The 19,395-nt window shown below is 60.2% G+C and carries 14 protein-coding genes and 1 tRNA gene; 3 read left to right on the forward strand and 12 right to left on the reverse strand.

From position 1 onward, the window contains the following. Positions 1–8: 8 nt before the first annotated feature. The 10 genes from pheT to F0M18_RS07030 all read right to left on the reverse strand — a co-directional run bounded on the left by pheT (position 9) and on the right by F0M18_RS07030 (position 12,312). Entirely contained in the window at positions 9–2,384 is a 2,376-nt protein-coding gene (gene pheT, locus F0M18_RS06985) for a phenylalanine--tRNA ligase subunit beta (protein ID WP_149610703.1), read from the reverse strand. A gap of 33 nt (positions 2,385–2,417) precedes the next feature. After that, entirely contained in the window at positions 2,418–3,431 is a 1,014-nt protein-coding gene (gene pheS / locus F0M18_RS06990) for a phenylalanine--tRNA ligase subunit alpha (protein ID WP_149611164.1), read from the reverse strand. A gap of 201 nt (positions 3,432–3,632) precedes the next feature. Beyond that, the gene (gene rplT, locus F0M18_RS06995) at positions 3,633–3,989 is read right to left on the reverse strand and encodes a 50S ribosomal protein L20 (RefSeq protein ID WP_149610704.1); all 357 of its coding nucleotides are present in this window, start codon (positions 3,987–3,989) and stop codon (positions 3,633–3,635) included. A gap of 37 nt (positions 3,990–4,026) precedes the next feature. Next, on the reverse strand, positions 4,027–4,221 hold the full coding sequence (gene rpmI, locus F0M18_RS07000; protein WP_149610705.1) for a 50S ribosomal protein L35: 195 nt from the start codon (positions 4,219–4,221) through the stop codon (positions 4,027–4,029). 58 nt (positions 4,222–4,279) lie between these two features. Then, positions 4,280–4,819 (reverse strand): translation initiation factor IF-3, encoded by a 540-nt coding sequence (gene infC / locus F0M18_RS07005; RefSeq protein WP_149610706.1) that lies wholly within the window; start codon positions 4,817–4,819, stop codon positions 4,280–4,282. A gap of 6 nt (positions 4,820–4,825) precedes the next feature. Further along, positions 4,826–6,748, reverse strand: coding sequence for a threonine--tRNA ligase (thrS, locus tag F0M18_RS07010; protein WP_149610707.1), 1,923 nt, complete (start codon positions 6,746–6,748; stop codon positions 4,826–4,828). Between the two features lie 183 nt (positions 6,749–6,931). Next, a complete protein-coding gene (locus F0M18_RS07015) occupies positions 6,932–8,182 on the reverse strand; it encodes an alpha/beta fold hydrolase (RefSeq protein ID WP_149610708.1) in 1,251 nt (416 codons plus the stop codon). Continuing rightward, positions 8,182–9,558 (reverse strand): wax ester/triacylglycerol synthase family O-acyltransferase, encoded by a 1,377-nt coding sequence (locus F0M18_RS07020; RefSeq protein ID WP_188109625.1) that lies wholly within the window; start codon positions 9,556–9,558, stop codon positions 8,182–8,184. The genes F0M18_RS07015 and F0M18_RS07020 overlap by 1 nt, the downstream gene beginning before the upstream one ends. Positions 9,559–9,638: 80 nt before the next feature. After that, positions 9,639–10,253, reverse strand: a complete 615-nt coding sequence (locus F0M18_RS07025) for a class GN sortase (RefSeq protein WP_149610710.1) — start codon at positions 10,251–10,253, stop codon at positions 9,639–9,641. Then, the gene (locus tag F0M18_RS07030; protein ID WP_188109626.1) at positions 10,246–12,312 is read right to left on the reverse strand and encodes a marine proteobacterial sortase target protein; all 2,067 of its coding nucleotides are present in this window, start codon (positions 12,310–12,312) and stop codon (positions 10,246–10,248) included. The genes F0M18_RS07025 and F0M18_RS07030 overlap by 8 nt, the downstream gene beginning before the upstream one ends. Before the next feature lie 268 nt (positions 12,313–12,580). Between F0M18_RS07030 and pdsR the strand changes: the two genes are divergently transcribed. Both pdsR and F0M18_RS07040 read left to right on the forward strand, forming a co-directional pair. Further along, positions 12,581–13,270 (forward strand): proteobacterial dedicated sortase system response regulator, encoded by a 690-nt coding sequence (gene pdsR / locus F0M18_RS07035; protein WP_149610712.1) that lies wholly within the window; start codon positions 12,581–12,583, stop codon positions 13,268–13,270. Then, complete coding sequence (locus F0M18_RS07040; RefSeq protein ID WP_149610713.1) at positions 13,258–15,405, forward strand: ATP-binding protein; 2,148 nt, start codon at positions 13,258–13,260, stop codon at positions 15,403–15,405. The genes pdsR and F0M18_RS07040 overlap by 13 nt, the downstream gene beginning before the upstream one ends. A 46-nt stretch (positions 15,406–15,451) precedes the next feature. Here the strand turns inward: F0M18_RS07040 and F0M18_RS07045 are convergent, their stop codons facing one another. Further along, complete coding sequence (locus F0M18_RS07045) at positions 15,452–17,008, reverse strand: arylsulfatase (RefSeq protein ID WP_149610714.1); 1,557 nt, start codon at positions 17,006–17,008, stop codon at positions 15,452–15,454. Between the two features lie 93 nt (positions 17,009–17,101). Next, complete coding sequence (gene uvrB / locus F0M18_RS07050; RefSeq protein WP_149610715.1) at positions 17,102–19,123, reverse strand: excinuclease ABC subunit UvrB; 2,022 nt, start codon at positions 19,121–19,123, stop codon at positions 17,102–17,104. 169 nt (positions 19,124–19,292) lie between these two features. Here uvrB and F0M18_RS07055 point away from each other — a divergent pair. Further along, positions 19,293–19,368 (forward strand) — tRNA-Asn (locus F0M18_RS07055). Positions 19,369–19,395: the final 27 nt, after the last annotated feature.

Genomic DNA, 19,395 nt, shown 5'->3' on the forward strand with positions numbered 1-19,395 from the left:
TCCCCTCACTAGCCCCGAAGCTCGGCTTTGTAATTTTTATCCAGCGAATCAACCACTTGTTTGACCGCTTCGTTCACATCTTCGTCGCTTAGAGTGCGCGAAGAATCCCGGAATGTCAAACCAAGAGCGAGACTTTTTCTTTTAGGATCAATACCTTTGCCCTCATAGACATCAAATAAGGTTAAGTCCGTGAGGTAAGTCCCTGCCGAAGCTCGAACATTTCTCAAGAGTGCCTCTGCAGGCACCTCTTTGTCCACGATAATCGCCAGGTCGCGGCGAACTTCGGGGAATTTCGACAATTCGGCAAAGACTGGCAGCTCCGCTTCAAGCAGTGTCGACAGGGTGATTTCGGCCACATAGAGTGGCGCCTGCACGCCCAACTCACTGCAGATCGAGGGGTGCAGGGCGCCCACATAACCGACAGTTTCCTCATCGCGGGTTATGAATGCCGTCTGACCGGGATGCAGTGCATCACGGCGAGCTGCATGAAAGCTGAAATCGTCACTGGCACGTGTCAGCGCCACCAGACTCTCCAGATCCCCTTTCAGGTCGAAGAAGTCCGCCGCACTGGCGTCCACGTTCCAGCCCTCGGCAAAACGGCTGCCGGTAATCACCATGGCCAGTGTCGGCACCTGTTTGAGACAGTCCTCCCCCGGCAGGAATCGCAGGCCAGTCTCGAACAGGCGCACCCGGGGCTGCTGCCGCTTGGTATTGCGCAGCACTGCCGAGACCAGTCCCGGTACCAGACTGGTGCGCATAACAGCCATGTCGGCGGAGATAGGATTACTCAGCGCCACCGGTTCCAGCCCGGGGTCGAACAGTTTCTGCAACTTGGGGTCGACAAAGCTGTAGGTAATCGCCTCGCGATAGCCACGCGCCGCCAGATGGCGCCGCAGTGCCGACACCGACTGATGCTTTTCCGGCCTCGCGGGCATGACCAGGTCACCGCTCAGGCGCGTCGCCGGCAGCCGGTTGTAACCGTAAACGCGCGCCAGTTCCTCCAGTAAATCGGCTTCAATGGCGATATCGAAGCGCCAACTAGGCACCGTACACAGCCAGCCCTCGCCGGTAGCAGTAACACCCAGGCCCAGCCCACTGAGGATCCGTTCCACTTCCTCGCCATCGAGCTCGAAGCCGAGCAGCTTGGGTATGCGCGCGGCGCGCAGCGTCACGTCAGGCCGCGCTGGCAGATGGGCTGACGATACGGTCTCCTGCAGCGGCCCCGCTGCGCCGCCCACGATCTCCAGCAACAGGCCGGTGGCGCGCTCCATGGCACGCTGCTGCAGCGTGAAATCCACGCCGCGTTCAAAGCGGTGCGAGGCATCGGTGTGCAGCCCGTAAGCCCGGGCCTTGCCTGCCATCGGCGTGGGCGCAAAGAACGCCACTTCCAGAAACAGGTCTGTCGTGGCTGCGCTGACGGAGGTGCCCTGCCCGCCCATCACACCGGCCATGGCCACCGCTTTCTCGTGGTCCGCGATCACCAGGGTCTCACTATCGAGTTCAACCGTCTGCCCGTCCAGCAGTTCCAGCTTCTCGCCCCGCTCCGCCGTGCGCACGCGAATGCCACCGCGCAGTTTGGCCAGGTCGAAGGCGTGCATGGGCTGGCCCAGTTCCATCATCACGTAGTTGGTGACATCCACCACGGCATCAATCGAACGCAGGCCGACGCGACGCAGTTTTTCCCGCAGCCAGAGCGGGCTTGGACGCGTGATATCCACTCCGCGAATCACCCGGCCCACGAAGCGCGGGCAGCGCTCGGGAGCGAGCAGTTCTACCGGCAGGCTATCGTCAACGCTGGCAGGCACCGGCTCAATCACCGGCTCACAGACACTGAGATTATTCAGCAGTCCGACCTCGCGCGCGATACCGGCCACGCCAAGGCAATCCGCCCGGTTCGGTGTCAGGCCAATCTCTATCGCCTTGTCTTCCAGCCCCAGGTAGTCGCGCAGGTCACGACCCACCGGCGCGTCGTCGGGGAGTTCCATCAGGCCCTCGTTGGCATCTGACAAGCCGAGTTCCTGTTCGGCGCACAACATGCCAAAGGACTCGACACCGCGAAGCTTTGCCTTCTTGATCTTGAAGTCTCCCGGCAACACGCCGCCGACGATGGCCAGGGGCGCTTTCAAGCCGGCACGCGCGTTGGGCGCGCCGCATACGATCTGCACGCTGCCATCACCGGTACTGACCTCGCACACGCGCAACTTGTCGGCATCGGGGTGCTGTTCCGCCGAGATGATCTGCGCCACGATCACGCCGCTGAAGTCTCCTGCGACCGGTTCCACGGCGTCCACTTCAAGCCCGGCCATGGTGATCTGGTGGGCCAGTTCTTCGGTAGACATCTTCGGGCTGACCCACTCGCGCAGCCACTGCTCACTGATAATCACTGTCTATTCTCTCCAATACTATAAGGGTGGCGATCAGAACTGCTCGAGGAAACGCAGGTCGTTGTCGAAGAACAAGCGCAGGTCATTGACGCCGTAGCGCAGCATTGCCAGTCGCTCGACACCCATCCCAAAGGCAAATCCGGTGTATTTCTCGGTGTCGATGCCGGAGTACTCAAACACCCTGGGGTGAACCATGCCGCAGCCCATCACTTCAAGCCACCCTGTCTGGCTGCAAACCCGGCAACCGTCACCACCGCAGTTGACACACTGTATGTCCACTTCCGCCGAAGGCTCGGTAAAGGGGAAGTAGGACGGGCGGAAGCGCACCGCCAGCTCGCGCTCGAAGAACTCGCGCAGGAAGGCCTCGATCACGCCTTTCAGGTCAGCAAAGCTGGTGTGCTCATCGATCAACAGGCCTTCCACCTGGTGAAACATCGGCGTATGGGTGAGGTCTGAATCGCAGCGGTATACACGCCCGGGGCAGATGATTTTCAGCGGCGGTTGCTGGCTTTCCATTACCCTCACCTGCACTGGCGAGGTATGTGTGCGCAACACCGTATGCTCGTCGACGTAGAACGTATCGTGCATGGCTCGCGCAGGATGGTGGGCCGGGATATTCAGGGCTTCAAAGTTGTGGTAATCGTCTTCCACCTCCGGACCTTCGACGACTTCGAACCCGATGGCGGCAAAAAACGCTTCCATGCGTTCCATGGTGCGACTCACCGGGTGAATACCCCCGGTTGACTGCCCTCTGCCCGGTAGCGTGACATCAATCGTCTCCGCAGCGAGCTGTGCCTCTACGGCCGCAGCCTCAAGAGCACTCTTGCGCTCGCCGATCAGCTGCTGGAGTTCCTGCTTGACCACATTGATCTGCGCCCCCGCGGCGGGACGCTCTTCGGGGGAGAGCTTGCCCAGCCCCTTGAGCAGCGCTGTGATCTGCCCTTTCTTGCCCAGGTAGTCGACGCGCAGCTGTTCCAGCGTGGCCCCGTCGTCAGCGGCTTCGATAGCGGCTTTGGCTTGTCCCGCGAGGGTGTCGAGGTTTTCCATTAATTTGGTTCTCAATCTATGAATCAATTACTGCTGTGAGAGCGGCTGCAGCCGCGCTAGGTTCCAGCATGATGCTCAAGGCCTATCGCGGCTGTAGCCGCTCCTACGAAATAAAAAAAGGGAAAGAGCAGTGCCCTTTCCCTTTTGGTTTTACAGTGTAGCCAGCGAGCCTGCGGCAGCTATCGCCGCAGCGGGGTGGGCTTAGGCCAGCGAGGCCTTCGCTTGCTCCACAATCGCTGCAAAAGCCGGCTTGTCATGCACCGCCAGGTCCGCCAGTACACGGCGATCCAGGGCAATATCGGCTTTCTTCAGGCCGTTGATAAGACGGCTATAGCTTAGGCCATTGGCTCGGGACTGAGCGTTGATGCGTGTGATCCACAGCGCGCGGAACTGACGCTTGCGCTGACGGCGGTCACGGTAGGCATACTGCCCGGCCTTGGTTACGGCCTGCTTGGCAACCCGAAATATCCGGCTGCGGGCTCCGTAGTAACCCTTGGCCTGCTTCAGAATTTTCTTGTGACGGCGGTGAGCCACCACACCACGTTTTACGCGAGGCATGAGTCTTCTCCTTTACCTGGTAGTTAATGTCCGGCCGTTACTTGGCACGCAGCATGCGATCGATCAGAACCTCATCATTCTTGTGAATCATGGAGGTTCCGCGCAGCTGGCGCTTCCGCTTGGTCGTCATCTTGGTCAGGATGTGACTCTTGTGCGCGCTTTTACGCTTGTAGCCACCGGCGGTCTTCTTGAACCGCTTGGCAGCACCACTGTGAACTTTCGCTTTAGGCATAATAAATTACTCCGCATTCGCAATTAAAAAATAGAGAAACCAGGGCGTCACAAAGCCGCTAGCTCTTCTTCTTGGGGGCAATAACCATTGTGAGCTGTCGGCCTTCCATTTTCGGGAATTGCTCAACAGCACCCAACTCGGCCAGGTCAGCTTCCACTCGTTTGAGCAGTTCCATGCCAATTTCCTGGTGAGCCATTTCACGACCGCGAAAACGCAGCGTGACCTTGGCCTTATCGCCATTTTCAAGGAAACGTACCAGGTTGCGTAGTTTTACCCGGTAATCCCCTTCCTCCGTCCCTGGACGAAACTTCATTTCTTTGACTTGAGTCCGCTTCTGCTTCTTCTTCTGGGCAGCTTTCTGCTTCTTCGCTTCAAAGATGTGTTTCCCGTAGTCCATGATCTTGCAGACTGCGGGATCCGAATCAGCTATCAATACGAGATCCATGCTGGCGGCTTCCGCCGCCGCCTTGGCTTCACTCAGGGGTACAATACCTACCTGCTCACCGTTGGCACCAACAAGGCGAACCGGGTCCGCCGTAATCTGGTCGTTCGTCAGCGCCTTTTTTGCGGCACCTTTACTGTCTCTCTTAATGCTGATTCTCCATTAATCCAATGCAACGCGACCGCGGCGCGCTACGTCCTGTGCGAGGTGCGCTTCAAACGCGCCGAGATCCATGGATCCCAGGTCCTCGCCGCGACGTGCACGCACGGCCACTGTCTGTGATTCGACTTCTTTGTCCCCCACCACAAGGAGGTATGGGACCTTCTGAATCGTGTGCTCGCGGATTTTAAAGCCGATCTTTTCGTTTCTCAAGTCCGAAACGACCCGAAAGCCCTTGTTTTTTAAGGAATCTTCCACAGATTTGGCGTATTCGGACTGTTTGTCGGTGATATTGAGCACTACCGCCTGCGTCGGCGACAACCAGGTGGGGAATACTCCCTCGTAATGTTCGATCAAAATACCGATGAAACGCTCGAAAGATCCGAGGATCGCCCGGTGCAACATCACCGGCACCTGGCGTGAACCATCTTCGGCGACATACTGCGCATCCAGGCGACCGGGCATGGAAAAATCGACCTGTATGGTGCCCAGTTGCCATACCCGCCCGATGCAATCCTTGAGTGAAAACTCGATCTTGGGGCCATAAAACGCACCCTCACCCGGCAACTCTTCCCAGGGCAGATCCTGGGCATCGAGCGCATCTGCGAGGGCCTTTTCCGCCCGATCCCAGTCAGCATCCGAGCCCACCCGCTGCTCCGGGCGGGTAGAGAGACGGTAAATCACGTCGGAGAAACCGAAGTCGGCATAGACCTCGTGCAGGAAGTCGATAAACGCCGACACCTCGGGCTGAATCTGCTCTTCTGTACAGAATATGTGCGCATCATCCTGCACGAAGCCCCTTACCCGCATGATGCCGTGCAGCGATCCAGAGGGCTCGTTGCGATGGCAGGAACCGAACTCTGCCAGCCGCAGCGGCAGGTCACGGTAGGATTTAAGGCCCTGGTTGAACACCTGCACATGGCAGGGGCAGTTCATTGGCTTCACCGCAAACTCGCGCTCTTCGGCCTTGAGCATGAACATGTCGTCGCCGAATTTGTCCGCGTGCCCGGACTTCTCCCACAGGGACAGGTCCACCAGCTGGGGTGTCCTGATCTCCTGATAGCCCTGCGCAACCTGCTGCGCGCGCATGTACTGCTCGATGGTCTGGTAGATGGTCCAGCCCGCCGGGTGCCAGAACACCATACCCGGCGCTTCCTCCTGGGTATGGAACAGGTCCAGTTTCTTGCCGATCTTGCGGTGATCCCTTTTTTCCGCCTCCTCGAGGCGGTTGAGGTACTGCTTGAGCTGCTTCTTGTTGGCCCAGGCCGTACCGTAGACGCGCTGCAACATTTCATTGCTGGAGTCGCCGCGCCAGTAAGCGCCTGCCACCTTGGTCAGCTTGAAGGCGCCAAGCTTGCCCGTGCTGGGTACGTGAGGCCCGCGGCACAGGTCGCCCCAGTCACCTTGCTTGTAGAGGGAAATTTCCTCCCCCTCAGGCAGCTCTTCAATGATCTTTACCTTGTAGTCTTCACCGATGCCCTGGAACAGCTCTATCGCACGCTCGCGTGAGGTAACGATGCGTTGAACCGGGATATCCTCGGCCACCAGTTCCTGCATGCGCGCCTCGATCTTTTCCAGGTCTTCCGGCGTGAAATGATGCTCGGTGGCGAAGTCATAGTAGAAACCGTCTTCGATGACGGGACCGATAGTGACCTGCACACCCGGGAATATATCCTGGGTAGCCATGGCCAACAGGTGCGCGGTGGAGTGACGAATAATTTCCAGGCCCGCCTCGTCACGGTCGGTAATGATCGCGATCTCGGCATCGTCTTCTATCAAGAATGAGGTATCGCGCTCGCGACCATCGACCACGCCCGCAAGGGCAGCCTTGGCCAGGCCGGGGCCGATATCGGCGGCTACATCGTGTACAGAAACAGGTTGTTCAAAAGTGCGCTGGGAGCCGTCAGGCAGCGTAACGACAGGCATGAGCTTTCCTTGTGTCAGTGGTGACCCCTACTAAAGGCCACGTGAGTCAGCTTCAATCCGGGATATATGGCTGAATTACCGGTTCGGTGAACCGCGGTTAAAATTGGAGGCGCATTCTAGCACAGGTTTGCCGGCGAATCGCAGCTATCCGCCGTTGTGAAAATTGCCGGCCGTGGGGCGCAGTCAGCCGCTGCGCCCGGCTCGGGCACCGCCACGGGAGGCAGCCTTTTTTCGCGCTGCCTTTTTCTTCCGCCGCGCCGGCGGGCGGCCCGCAGAACGCGACGCCAGCCAATCGGCCGACTCTGCCCACACCGCGCTCTGGGCCTTGCTGCCGATAATCACCCCCATGTGGCCGCCGGGAGCTTCCCTGAACTCCTTGTCGTCTGAAGCCACCACATTGATAATGCCGCGGGCGACGTCGGGCGGCACCAGGTTGTCGGTTTTGCCGGCAAAGGCCAGCAGGTTGCAGTCTATCCGATCCAGCTCGGCGACCTCATCGCCGATGTACACCCGGCCACGGGCGAGCTGGTTTTCGTTGACCACGCCCCCGGCCATGTCCTTCACCACGCCGCCGGGATAGCGCAGCATGTTGTTCAGGTAGTCAGACGTGGTTGAATACGACTCGACAAACTCCCGGTCCCTGAGGTGCGTCACCAGGTCCCAATAGGTGGTGACGCTGCTCACCGGGTCCGTCATTTTGAACACCAGGGTGGTTACCCAGTCCGGCAGTGACAGGCGCGCCGGATCCAGGGTGTTGAGCCGAAAGTTGGAATAGTTGCTAACCAGTTGCGCCGGCCCGTCCATCGCCTGCGCCACGCTGGCGACCATGGATATCACGCCCTTGCCGGTTTCCAGGTCGATAGGACTGGCCACCGTGACGATATTGCGGATATGCCTGTCGCGGGTGAAACCCTGGTACAGCAGGCAAAACAGGCCACCCATGCACCAGCCCATCAGTGACAGCTCCTTGCTGCCCGAGTGTCGGCGCACCTTGTCGAGCGCCACACCCATCATGTCCTGTGCGTAATCGAGCATGCCCAGGTGCGCGTGCTCCTTTTTGGGTTTACCCCAGTCCACCAGGTAAACCTTGAAGCCGCGGGCAACCATGTATCTTACCAGGCTGCGCTGGGGCATCAGGTCAAAGGTCTCCGTGGTCACCCCCAGCGGGGGCACCAGCACCAGGGGCACGGCGTGCTGCTGGCGCTCGATCGGCATCTTGCTGCCATCGACCAGCTCGATTTCGTCGTCGTCAGGTAACTCGTAGTAGCGCACGGACATCAGGTCGCCATCGTGTACCAGCTCAAACCAGGTGCGGCCGGACTTGATCAGCGTATCGCGTTTGAACAACCAGTCGATGCTGTTGGCAGTAGAGGAGGCCAGGCGCTGGTTCAGGGCGAGGCCACGGTCCAGTGCGATGCGGGAAAGTTTATTCATCACGCTGCCTCCCCTTTGGCCACCAGTTCCTCCAGGTCGGCGAGCGCCTTACCCAGGTAAACCGCCATGCGCTGCAGGTGCGGCAGTGTATCCCTGGCCCCGGTGAAGCCAACGTTCAGGGTGCCGGCGTAACTGACACAGTCAATGCTCAGCGCGCTGAACTGCAACAGCGGGTTCAGTGGATAGACCGCTTCCAATCGTGCGCCGTTGTAATAGCAGGTCTTTTCAGCGCCGGCGGTGTTGGATACCGCGAGATTGTATAGCGGCGGTACAAATTGCCCCAGCTTTTCGATCTGGCTGGCATATATCGGGGCCGCCCGTAAGAGCACGTATGACGTCACTGACTCCTCCGGCAACGAGGCGCGGTCGCGGCGAACTTCCTTCATGGTCTTCTTGACGCATTGCAGTCGCTTCAGTGGATCAGCAATGTGGGTACCCAGCGGCATGCGCAGGCCGGCTATGGCATTGCCGGCGAGGTGCTGGCCGCGCTCCTGCAGTGACACCGGTATCATGCCCACCAGGGACTCATCCGGCAGCGCGTTGTACTCCTTGAAAAAACGGCGCAGGGAACTGCCGCAAAGATAGGTCAGTATCTCGTTCACCGTACTGTCCGTGGCATCCGCCACTGCCTCGATACGCTGCTGATCAAACTGCTGGGTAGCGAAACGGCGCTGGGCATTGATACGGCGATTCAGTGTTGAACGGGGCGTACCCCGGGGCAAGAGGAAGCTGTTGCGCTCGCTCGGCCGCAGCGCACCGCTCAGCAGGCCCAGTGCCGCCCGGCCCATGGCGGCTGCGGAATCAATCGACTCCGCCAGCCCTGGCCACTGCAGGTTTTCAGCAATGTCTTCATGCTGGTCGCGGTTCACCGGAGGTTGTGCCCACAACGGTTCCACGCTCCGCGAGCGCGCACTGTGCGACAGTGTTGCCAGCAACGCGGGTACGCCGTTCACGCCTTCCACCAGCGCGTGATGCATCTTGATATAGAGGGCGAAGCGATCGCGCTCGAGGCCCTCGATCAGGTGCACTTCCCACAGCGGCCGCCCGAGGTCCAGGGCACTGCTGTGCAGACGGGATATCATCTGTCCAAGTTCCCTTTCACCCCCCGGCTCCGGCAGGGCCGAGCGCCGAAAGTGGTAATCAATATCGAAGTCCTCGTCCACCACGGTGCGATAGCCGATGCCTTTGGCAAGACGGTAATTCCAGGGTGCTACCGGCTGCACGCTGCGCATCTGCTCGGCGAGCTGCACAAAATACTTTGCGCCACAGTTCCGCGGCTTCTGGAACACCGACAGCACACCCATGTGCATGGGTGTATCCGAGGTTTCCATCATCAGCCAGACGGCGTCCAGCGGTTTGATGCGAGTCGTCTTCATAAGTCTGTCAGGTCGATGCGGTTCGGGCCGGGAAGTATACCAAGTCCGCGGCAGCATGAGATACCACCCGGGCGCGATCGTCAGCTTGAGGAGGATCCCTGCGCGACGGTACCACGGGTGCCGGGTATCGGCAGTGCCCGCACCACCCTGCGCAGCGGACCATTGGCGCGGATTGCATCAAAGGGATAGCAGGTGACCAACAGTAACTGCTCTGGCGCGGACAACAGTGGCAGCCCCTGCCAACGGCTATCCACGGTGACGGCGTCCACCACGCGATAAGCATGAACGTCGCCAGAGGGTCGCTGCAAAACCAGGCGCATCTCCGGGCGCAGGTCCCGCAGGAAAGCGAAGTGGGTGTCCCGATGCCCGCTGACCAGCGTCACGCCCTCCTCTCCCGGCAGGCCCAATCCGCTGTCCAGTCCCGGGCCAAATGCCAGGGCATGTCCGCCATCTCCGTACAGTATATGACGCGACACCTGCAACTTTGGCACCGAGAGCTGCGCCACCGGCCAGGTATCAGCCCAGGGCCACGGCCTGTGTGGCGCCCCGTCACTCGCCAGCGTCGCCGCCCACGCCCGCTCCACCAGTATCGGCGCCAGCCAGGCCTTGGCGTGAATCAGCCCCGCGCTCATGAATTGTTGCAGTGCCACAATGAGCACCAGTGCCGCGACGAGTTTGAGGCCGCGGTCAGGCATAGCGACCTTCCTGTCTGCAGGCGTAAACCACGACTGCAAGCAACAGCAGCAAACAGCCAAACCAGAGCTTGGCCGCAGCCGTGGTCGCGGTGCGTGCGAACGCATAGGGCTGTGGAGATTGCCCGGCCGGCCGGGTATTGGGCACAGCAGCGCTGCCGGTATCGGCATCGTCTGGACGGGATATCACCTGTTCCACTGCGACAAAACTGGTGTAGGGGCTGAGCAACTGGTGCTGCAGGGCCAGGGCCAACACCTCGCCACGCACTGCGTCAGAACTCTCGCCGTGGCGCAGGGTACCCAGCAGTGACTGTATTTTCTTGCGTGCCCACAGCGATGCTACACCATCGTGACTGGAACCGGCCTGCTCCTTTGTTGCCCCGGGCCAGGGCACCCGGTTCTGCCAGTGCGTATTCGCCAGGCGACCACTAACCCGCAGCGCCTGCTGCGGCGGCGCGTCGTGCAACCTGACGGCCAGCACCAGGGGCTCGCCGAGATAAAGATCGGGCACGCGCTGGGGCCAGACTTCTGCCCCTGCCGGCCAGTCGACCTCCAGGTCAACGGCAACCGGCGACGCCAGCTGCCGGAACAGGGCCGCCATTTTGCCCGCCACCTCACTGACCTGGCCTATGGCGGTAAAACTGCCACGGCCAAAATCGGCTGCACGGCGCATAAACCAGCTGTTGGGCGCGGAGCCAATGGCCACGGTAAACAGCCGCGACGCTCCCAGCGAACTGGCAATCTCGCTGAACAAGGCATCTTCGTTGGCGACTGCACCATCAGTGATAAATACCACCTGGCGCAATGCCGGCTGCGGCGCAAGCTCGTCCGCGCTTACCGGGGACAGCAGTGCGGCACGCAGGGCCGACAGCATTTCGGTGCCCCCGGATGCCTGCAGGTGGCGGGTAAACTCCATCGCCAGCTGCAGGTTATGCGCTGTTGCCGGTCGCGCGCGGCTGAACAGGGCGCGGTGGCTGTCATTGAATTCAATGATATTGAAGGTATCTTCAGGACGCAGCCATTGCAGTGCACTCGACACACTGGCCCGCGCCTGGCGAATGGGCTCTCCGCCCATGGAGCCCGATGTATCCACTACCAACACAAGCTCCCTGGGCGGTGGACTGGGTGCGCGCTCTAGCTGCGGCGGTAGCACCATGAGTAAGCCATACCATGCGTTGTCGACTCGCTCGGTAAACAGCGCAGCTGTGGGCGCTGCGCCGGTCACCGGGCGCCAGACCAACTCAAAGTCGCGATCCATCTCGGCCACGCCGTCGGCCAGTTCCAGCTCATAAATTCGCTCGCGACGGGCGAGCGCAACGTCGTGATAGGTGGCCTCCACGCTCGCCAGGGGCATGCCCGCATCAAGGCGGACGCGAATGGATAGCGGGTTAAGCGGTTTTACGTTATTGCCCGGTTGGCGATGTTGCGGTGGCGACACCGCGTTTGCCTCCGCTACCTGATCGGTCGCCAGTGCCCAGCCGTGGCTGTTCAATTCGGTTACGCCATCTGCCGGCCCCCGCTCCAGCGGAACACCTGGGATATACCGGGCAGTAATGGTGGTAGGCAGGCGCAGGGAAAAGGTTCCAGCGCGATAGTCGACCTGCTGCACAAACTCCAGTGACACCAGGACCTCCTCCCCCGGGGCAATATTGGCGACTCGCGTGGTGAACAGGTTGGGGCGCTGCTGCTCGAGCAGGGACGCCTTCTTGCCCGCTTTGAGGGCAGCCTTATAGGTTGAGCGCGCGGCGGATTTCTCCTGTATCTGGCCGATAATGCGCCGCTCCCCCAACTGCATATGCATCGCCCTCACCGCGGCATTGCCGGGCAGTGGAAAGACGTAAACGCCTTCCATCCATTTCGCTGTGTCATTGCGAAACACCTGCTGCAGCCGGACCACTGCCACCATGCCCGCGATCTCCAGGTCGATTTCACTGCGCTGCATCACCGCGGGATGCGCAGTGCCTGCCGCATCGGATAACATCAACTGGCCACTGCCCACCCCTGCCAGGCTGCCCTGCTCGGCACGGGCCGTGGCGGCGGACAGCAGCAGTAAGGTCAGCATAGTCAGGAGTAAAGTTGGCAGGCAGCGAAAGATCAGCCACCAAGATAGTCCGCCAAAACGCCGCTGGTCACGCAGCAAACTCCGGTAAATCACCATAACGCCCTCTCTCCAAAATCATCGTGTCGAGATTACAGCGCAGCTTTGTGGCTGTAGAGGAGACGAAAAATGGCAAAGCGCTGGGCAATTGTGATGAATAGTGGCAAGCGCTTGAGCTGGTGGCCGTTATCTGGAACCATGCCATGTCACCCTTAAGCCCTGCCCACACGCCATGTCGCAACATATCGCCATTGTCGAAGACGAGGCGGCCATAGCCGAAAATTATCGTGATCACCTGCGTCGCCAGGGCTTCAGAGTGTCCCTGTATGGCGACCGCAACTCGGCCGCGACGGCGTTTCGTGACCGTTTGCCCGACCTGGTCATCGTCGATATCGGACTGGGTGAAGAAATGGAAGGCGGATTCGACCTGTGCCGTGAACTGCGGGCGCGGTCGGCCACGCTGCCCATCGTGTTCCTGACCGCCAGGGATTCCGAGCTCGACGAAATCTCCGGGCTGCGGCTCGGTGCAGACGAGTACCTCACCAAAGGCATATCCAATGCCCAGCTGCTGGCCCGCATACATGCCCTGCTACGCCGCGTGCGCGCCCTGACCGCGCCCGAGCGTGAGGAACAGCTGTTGCAACAGGGCGAGCTGGAAATGAACCTGGAACGCATGACCACATGCTGGCGCGGCAAGCCCGTGGACCTGACCGTCACCGAATTCTGGATGGTCAACGCCCTGGCCCTGCACCCGGGACATGTGAAAAGCCGGCAGCAGTTGATGGACAGCGCCGACGTGGTCCTGGACGACAACACCATCACGTCCCACATCAAGCGTATAAGACGCAAGTTTCTCCAGCACGACGAAAGCTTTGCCGCCATTGAAACCGCCTATGGCGTGGGTTACCGATGGAAAGGCTGAACTTCAGCCTGCGCCGTCAGCTGATAATCGTTTCCCTGTTCCTGTTGACTCTGCCCTGGGCGGGCTGCCAGTTCATCAGGGAACTGGAGGATGCACTGGGTAATGCCCAGCAGCAGGCCCTGCGCGCTACCGCGGAGACGGTGGCGGCAATGGCCGGCGAGCGCCCCGGGCTCATCTACGTCGACCCAGAGCGAATGGCGGCGACAGATGCACCCGCGGCGCCGGTTTACGCCACGCCGGCAACACAGCGCGTGGTGGTAGATGGCTACGCGGAGGAATGGGAAGACGTTGCACAACAAGCCTGGACATCATCGCAACAAGGCAGCGACCTCGTCGTGCGCACACAGGCGGCGACGCAGGATGACAGGCTCTACCTGCTGCTCAAGGTGCACGATAGGCAGGTCGTTTATGACAACCCGGGTTTAACACGAGCCCCTAATGGTGACCGGCTGCTGTTGCGCCTGTGGGCCGGTGGCGAACGCCAGGACTACGTGCTCACCACCGCCGCACCGGGGCGCCTGCAGGCAAGGAAAATCGGCGCCACAGCACCCGGTAGCGACGCGGCTGGCATTTGGGGCTACTGGCAGGACGCGCTGCACGGATACACGCTGGAGCTGGAACTGCCACTGCCGCTGACCGGGGAACGACTGGGGTTTTTGGTGATCGACAGCGACGCTGCCAACCTGGCCTTCAACGAGCGCGGCCATGCCTCCGGTGACGAGAGCAGCAATTTTGTTGACCACAACAATGCGCTCCCTGCAGCGAGAAGCACGGCGGGCAATATCAGCCCAGGGCAAGCAGGTGCCCCACCCTGGCTGATTCGCACTCCCCCTGCCGCTGCCATGGCATTATCCCCGTTCCGGGCCCAGACCTACTCCATACAGTTGCTGGACAATGCTGGCTGGGTAGTGGCGGACTTGCCGGCACCGGACGCTGCCGCGGGCAAATCCGATACCTTCTGGTTGTTGCGCTTCATCTACAGGAATATCCTGGCAGATGACCGACTGCCCTACCCTGACCCGGCGGAGCAGCCAGGAAAACTGGCTCCCGCAGAAGTCGACATGGCCCTTGGCGGCACTGCCACCAACCTGCGTTATCGCGATCCGTCCAGCAGCAACAGGCAACTGCGCGTCGCGGCCGTCCCGGTCAGGCACGGTGGGCAGGTTATCGGCGCGGTAATCACACGCCAGAGCAGTGAACAGTACCTGTCGCTGACCGACAAGGCCTTCAGCCGATTGCTCGGCTACAGCGCCATCGCCATCGCCGTGGGTTCACTTGGCTTACTGGGCTACGCGACGCTGTTGTCCTGGCGCATCCGCAAATTGAGTCGCTCGGCCCAGGCTGTCATCGCCGCCGACGGGTCGATACGCGGTAGCTTCCCGCACAGCTCGGCGCCCGACGAAATCGGCGATCTCTCGCGGCGATACGCTGAACTGCTGCAACGCTTGCGCGAGTACAATGATTACCTGCGAACACTCAGTCGCAAGCTGGCACACGAGTTGCGCACGCCGATCGCGGTAATAGAAACCTCTCTTGAAAACCTGGAAGAAACCACCGCGAACCCGGCACAGGCCGGCACCTACCTCAATCGCGCAAGGCAGGGGCTGCATCGCCTGAACAGCATACTGGGCGCCATGAGCGAAGCCAGCAGGCTGGAGGAAAGCCTGTCACAGAACCCACTGGTGGAAACAGACCTGGTACCACTACTGCGGGAACTGGCAGAAGCCTACGGGGCGGTCTATCACGATCACCCCGTGAAAGTGTCACTGCCGGAACAGGGCCAGGCCCGCGTGCTGGCAGCACCGGAACTGGTGGTGCAGTTGCTGGACAAACTGATGGACAACGCCGCGTCGTTCAGCCCGCAAGGAGAGCCACTGATACTCTCGCTAGATCGCGTCGAGGAACGCTGGCATATCTCGGTCAGTAATAGTGGGCCACTACTCCCTGCCGATGTGCACAGCACCCTGTTCGAACCGATGGTGTCACAGCGACCCGCGGACGACCCGCAGTTACACCTGGGTCTGGGGCTGCATATCGCCAGACTGATCAGCGAGTACCTGGACGCAGAGATCAGCGCCGCCAATACCAGCACGCCACCCGGCGTCCGCATCACTGTCAGCCTGCCGGTGCTGTGACAAAAAAAAGGCCCCTTTCGGGGCCTTTCGGTAGCTACTACAGACCTTACTGCGGACCGCCTGGCTCGGAAAGTGCTTCCATCACCTGGTCCAGCGAGAAGCTGGCCGCCTTCTGGCGCGGCGGATACTTCTTGAATGTCTCCAGGAATTCACCGACGTAAGCCTGTGCCGGTACCAGCATATAGGCGCGATCGATCATCCAGTCAAAATACGTGTTGGATGTGAGCGGTGCGCGCTCATACGGATCGCGACGCAGGTTGAAGATCAGCGGCACGCGCAGCGGTACAAAGGGCTCCATCCACACGCGGAAAGTACCGGCAGTCTTCTGCTCCATGAACACGAGCTTCCAGTCCCGATATCGCAGCGCTGTCAGGTCACCGTCATCGGAGAAGTAGAAGATCTCGTCGCGAGGCGCCGCATCACTTTCACCGGTCAGGAACGGCAGGAAGTTATAGCCGTCGAGGTGGACGGTGTATTTACGCCCGATGGCGCGGTGGCCCTTGAGCAGTTTTTCCTTGACGTCAGGCTCGCCGGCAGCGGCCACAAAAGTGGGCAGCCAGTCCATGTGGTGCATGATTTCATTGGACACGGAACCGGCTTCGATCTTGCCAGGCCAGCGCACCATGGCCGGCACCCGCCAGCCACCTTCCCAGTTGGTGTTTTTCTCACCGCGGAAAGGCGTCATCGCCGAATCGGGCCAGGTATTCATGTGCGGGCCGTTGTCGGTGGAATAGAAAACGATGGTGTTGTCGGCGATGCCCAGCTCATCCAGCTTGTCGAGGAACAGGCCGATGTGGGCATCGTGCTCGAGCATGCCGCAGGTATAGGGGTCCTTGCCCCGCCGCGGGTATTGCTCCTGGCACCATTTCATCTTTTCGTCAGAGACGTGGGTGCGGAAGTGCATACGCGTGCCGCTCCACCAGACGAAGAAGGGCTTGCCGGCCTGATGCGCCTTCTCGATGAATTTCAGCGCTTCAGCAGCGGTGTCATCGTCAACCACTTCCATGCGCTTTTTCGTCAGCGGACCGGTATCCTCGATTTTGCCATCCGCAGAAGAGCGAATAACGCCTCGTGGCCCGAACTTTTTACGAAACTCGGGATCCGTGGGGTAGTCCGCGTTTTCAGGCTCTTCCTCGGCATTCAGGTGATACAGGTTGCCGTAGAATTCGTCGAAACCATGGTTGGTCGGCAGGTGCTCGTCGCGATCACCCAGGTGGTTCTTGCCGAACTGCCCGGTCATGTAATCGTGATTCTTCAGCAGGCCGGCGATAGTCGGGTCTTCCTCACGCATGCCCAAATCAGCACCCGGCAGGCCAACCTTACTGAGGCCGGTCCGGAATACCGACTGGCCCATAATGAATGAGGATCGCCCCGCCGTGCAGCTCTGCTCGCCGTAGTAGTCAGTGAAGATCATGCCTTCATTGGCGATACGGTCAATATTGGGGGTCTGGTACCCCATCATACCCATGGTGTAGGCACTGATATTGGACTGACCAACATCGTCACCCCACACCACCAGGATATTGGGTTTATCCGCTGCTTGCGCACCCAGGGCCGCAAAGGCCAGCGTGCCGGCAACCAGCGATTTGGTGAATTTCAACATTAAAAACTCCTTATATGGAAACGGGAAGCGATTCCCTGCAGCAAACATAGTCGATTCCGCGGGAAAAACAACCGTTAACGCCCGCTGTCGCCGTTATTTTGAGAGAAAGGCCGCCTGCTTTATTTCGGCCAACTGGTCGCGCAGGGCCGCCGCCTCCTCGAACTCGAGGTTTTTGGCGTGTTCCTGCATCTGCGACTCCAGTTGCTTGAGTTTTCTCGACAGTGCGGCCGGTGACAACTGGGCCACTTCCGCACCGAATGACAGACGCGGCTCGGCAACCTTTTTAGCCTTGGCCTTACCGCGAGTCGGCATGCGCCGCGCGCCCTCCATGATGTCCTGCACGCTCTTTTCCACGCCTTTCGGGATGATGCCGTGCTCCAGGTTAAACGCTACCTGTTTCTCCCGCCTACGCGCGGTTTCTGCCATCGCTCGCTCCATCGAGCCGGTTACCTTGTCAGCATAGAGAATGGCTCGTCCATTCAGGTTGCGTGCGGCGCGGCCAATGGTCTGGATAAGCGAGCGGTCCGAGCGCAGGAAACCCTCCTTGTCTGCGTCCAGGATCGCCACCAGGGAGACCTCCGGCATATCCAGGCCCTCCCGCAACAGGTTAATACCCACCAGCACATCGAACTCACCAAGGCGCAGGTCGCGAATAATCTCAACACGCTCGACCGTGTCGATGTCCGAGTGTAGGTAGCGCACGCGCACGTCATGCTCCGCCAGGTATTCGGTCAGGTCCTCGGCCATACGCTTGGTCAGGGTGGTAACGAGGACACGCTCCCCACGCGCGACTGTGCTATGAATCTGCCCGAGCAGGTCATCTACCTGCGATGTGGCCGGGCGAATTTCAACCTCCGGATCCACCAGGCCGGTGGGACGCACCACCTGCTCCACCGTGCGACCCGCGTGCTCTTTCTCATAGGGACCCGGGGTGGCGGAAACGAATATCGCCTGCGGCACCAGTTTTTCCCACTCTTCAAAGCGCAGTGGACGGTTGTCCAGGGCCGAGGGCAGCCTGAAGCCGTATTCGACCAGGGTTTCCTTGCGCGAGCGGTCACCGCGATACATGCCGCCTATTTGCGGGATGGTCGCATGGGATTCGTCAATGATGACCAGTGCGTTGTCCGGCAGGTACTCGAACAGCGTGGGCGGAGGCTCGCCAGCAGCGCGGCCGGAGAGATAGCGGGAGTAGTTCTCCACTCCCTGGCAATAGCCGAGCTCGCGAATCATTTCCACGTCATACCGGGTGCGCTGCTGCAGCCGCTGCGCCTCTACCAGCTTGTTGTTGTCCTGCAACTGCTTGACGCGTTCGGCCAGCTCCGCCTCAATCTTGTCGACGGCATCGAGCATGACATCCCGTGAGGTGACGTAATGACTCTTGGGGAAAATGGTGACCCGCGGCAGCTTGCTCTCCACGGCACCGGTCAGGGGATCGAACAGGGTGATATTGTCAATTTCCTCGTCAAACAGCTCGACGCGCACCGCTTCCCGCTCGGAATCGGCAGGGAAGATATCAATCACGTCGCCGCGCACGCGATAGGTTCCGCGGGAAAAATCCACATCGTTACGCGTGTACTGCAGTTCAGCCAATTGCCGCAGTATCTGGCGCTGGTCGATAAACTCCCCCCGGGACAGGTGCATAACCATCTTGAAATAGGACTTCGGGTCGCCAAGGCCGTAGATGGCCGAGACCGTGGCCACAACCAGGCAGTCTTCTCTCTCCATCAGCGCCTTGGTCGCAGACAGGCGCATCTGCTCAATATGGTCGTTGACCGAGGCATCCTTCTCTATGAACGTATCCGAGGACGGCACGTAAGCTTCGGGTTGGTAATAGTCGTAATAGGAGACGAAATATTCCACCGCATTATTGGGGAAGAAGTCCTTGAACTCACCGTACAGCTGGGCCGCCAGTGTCTTGTTGTGTGCCATTACGATGGTGGGGCGCTGCAGCTGCGCCACCACCTGCGCCATGGTGAAAGTCTTGCCCGACCCGGTCACGCCCAGCAGGGTCTGGGAGGCCAGGCCCGCCTGCACGCCCTCAACCAGCTGGTGGATGGCCTGTGGCTGATCGCCGGCGGGCTGGAATTTAGAATGCACTTCAAATGGACGCGACACGGTGTTTTGCCTGTAACTGGGGTGAAAAATACCCCAGCATTATCATTCACATAGCGACCGATTGCAGCCCGAATTCAGGAATCGTCCACGGGCCGAAATAATCCGTTTGCGGGTGTTGACCCCACCTCCCCCGATCATTAATATACGCGGCCTCTGGTTAACGCTTAATTCCGCCTTAGCTCAGTTGGTAGAGCAAATGACTGTTAATCATTGGGTCGCTGGTTCGAGCCCAGCAGGCGGAGCCATATAAAGAAAAGCCCTGATGTCGGATG

It is taken from the genome of Pseudohalioglobus sediminis, from assembly GCF_008370495.1.
Lineage (GTDB): Bacteria > Pseudomonadota > Gammaproteobacteria > Pseudomonadales > Halieaceae > Halioglobus.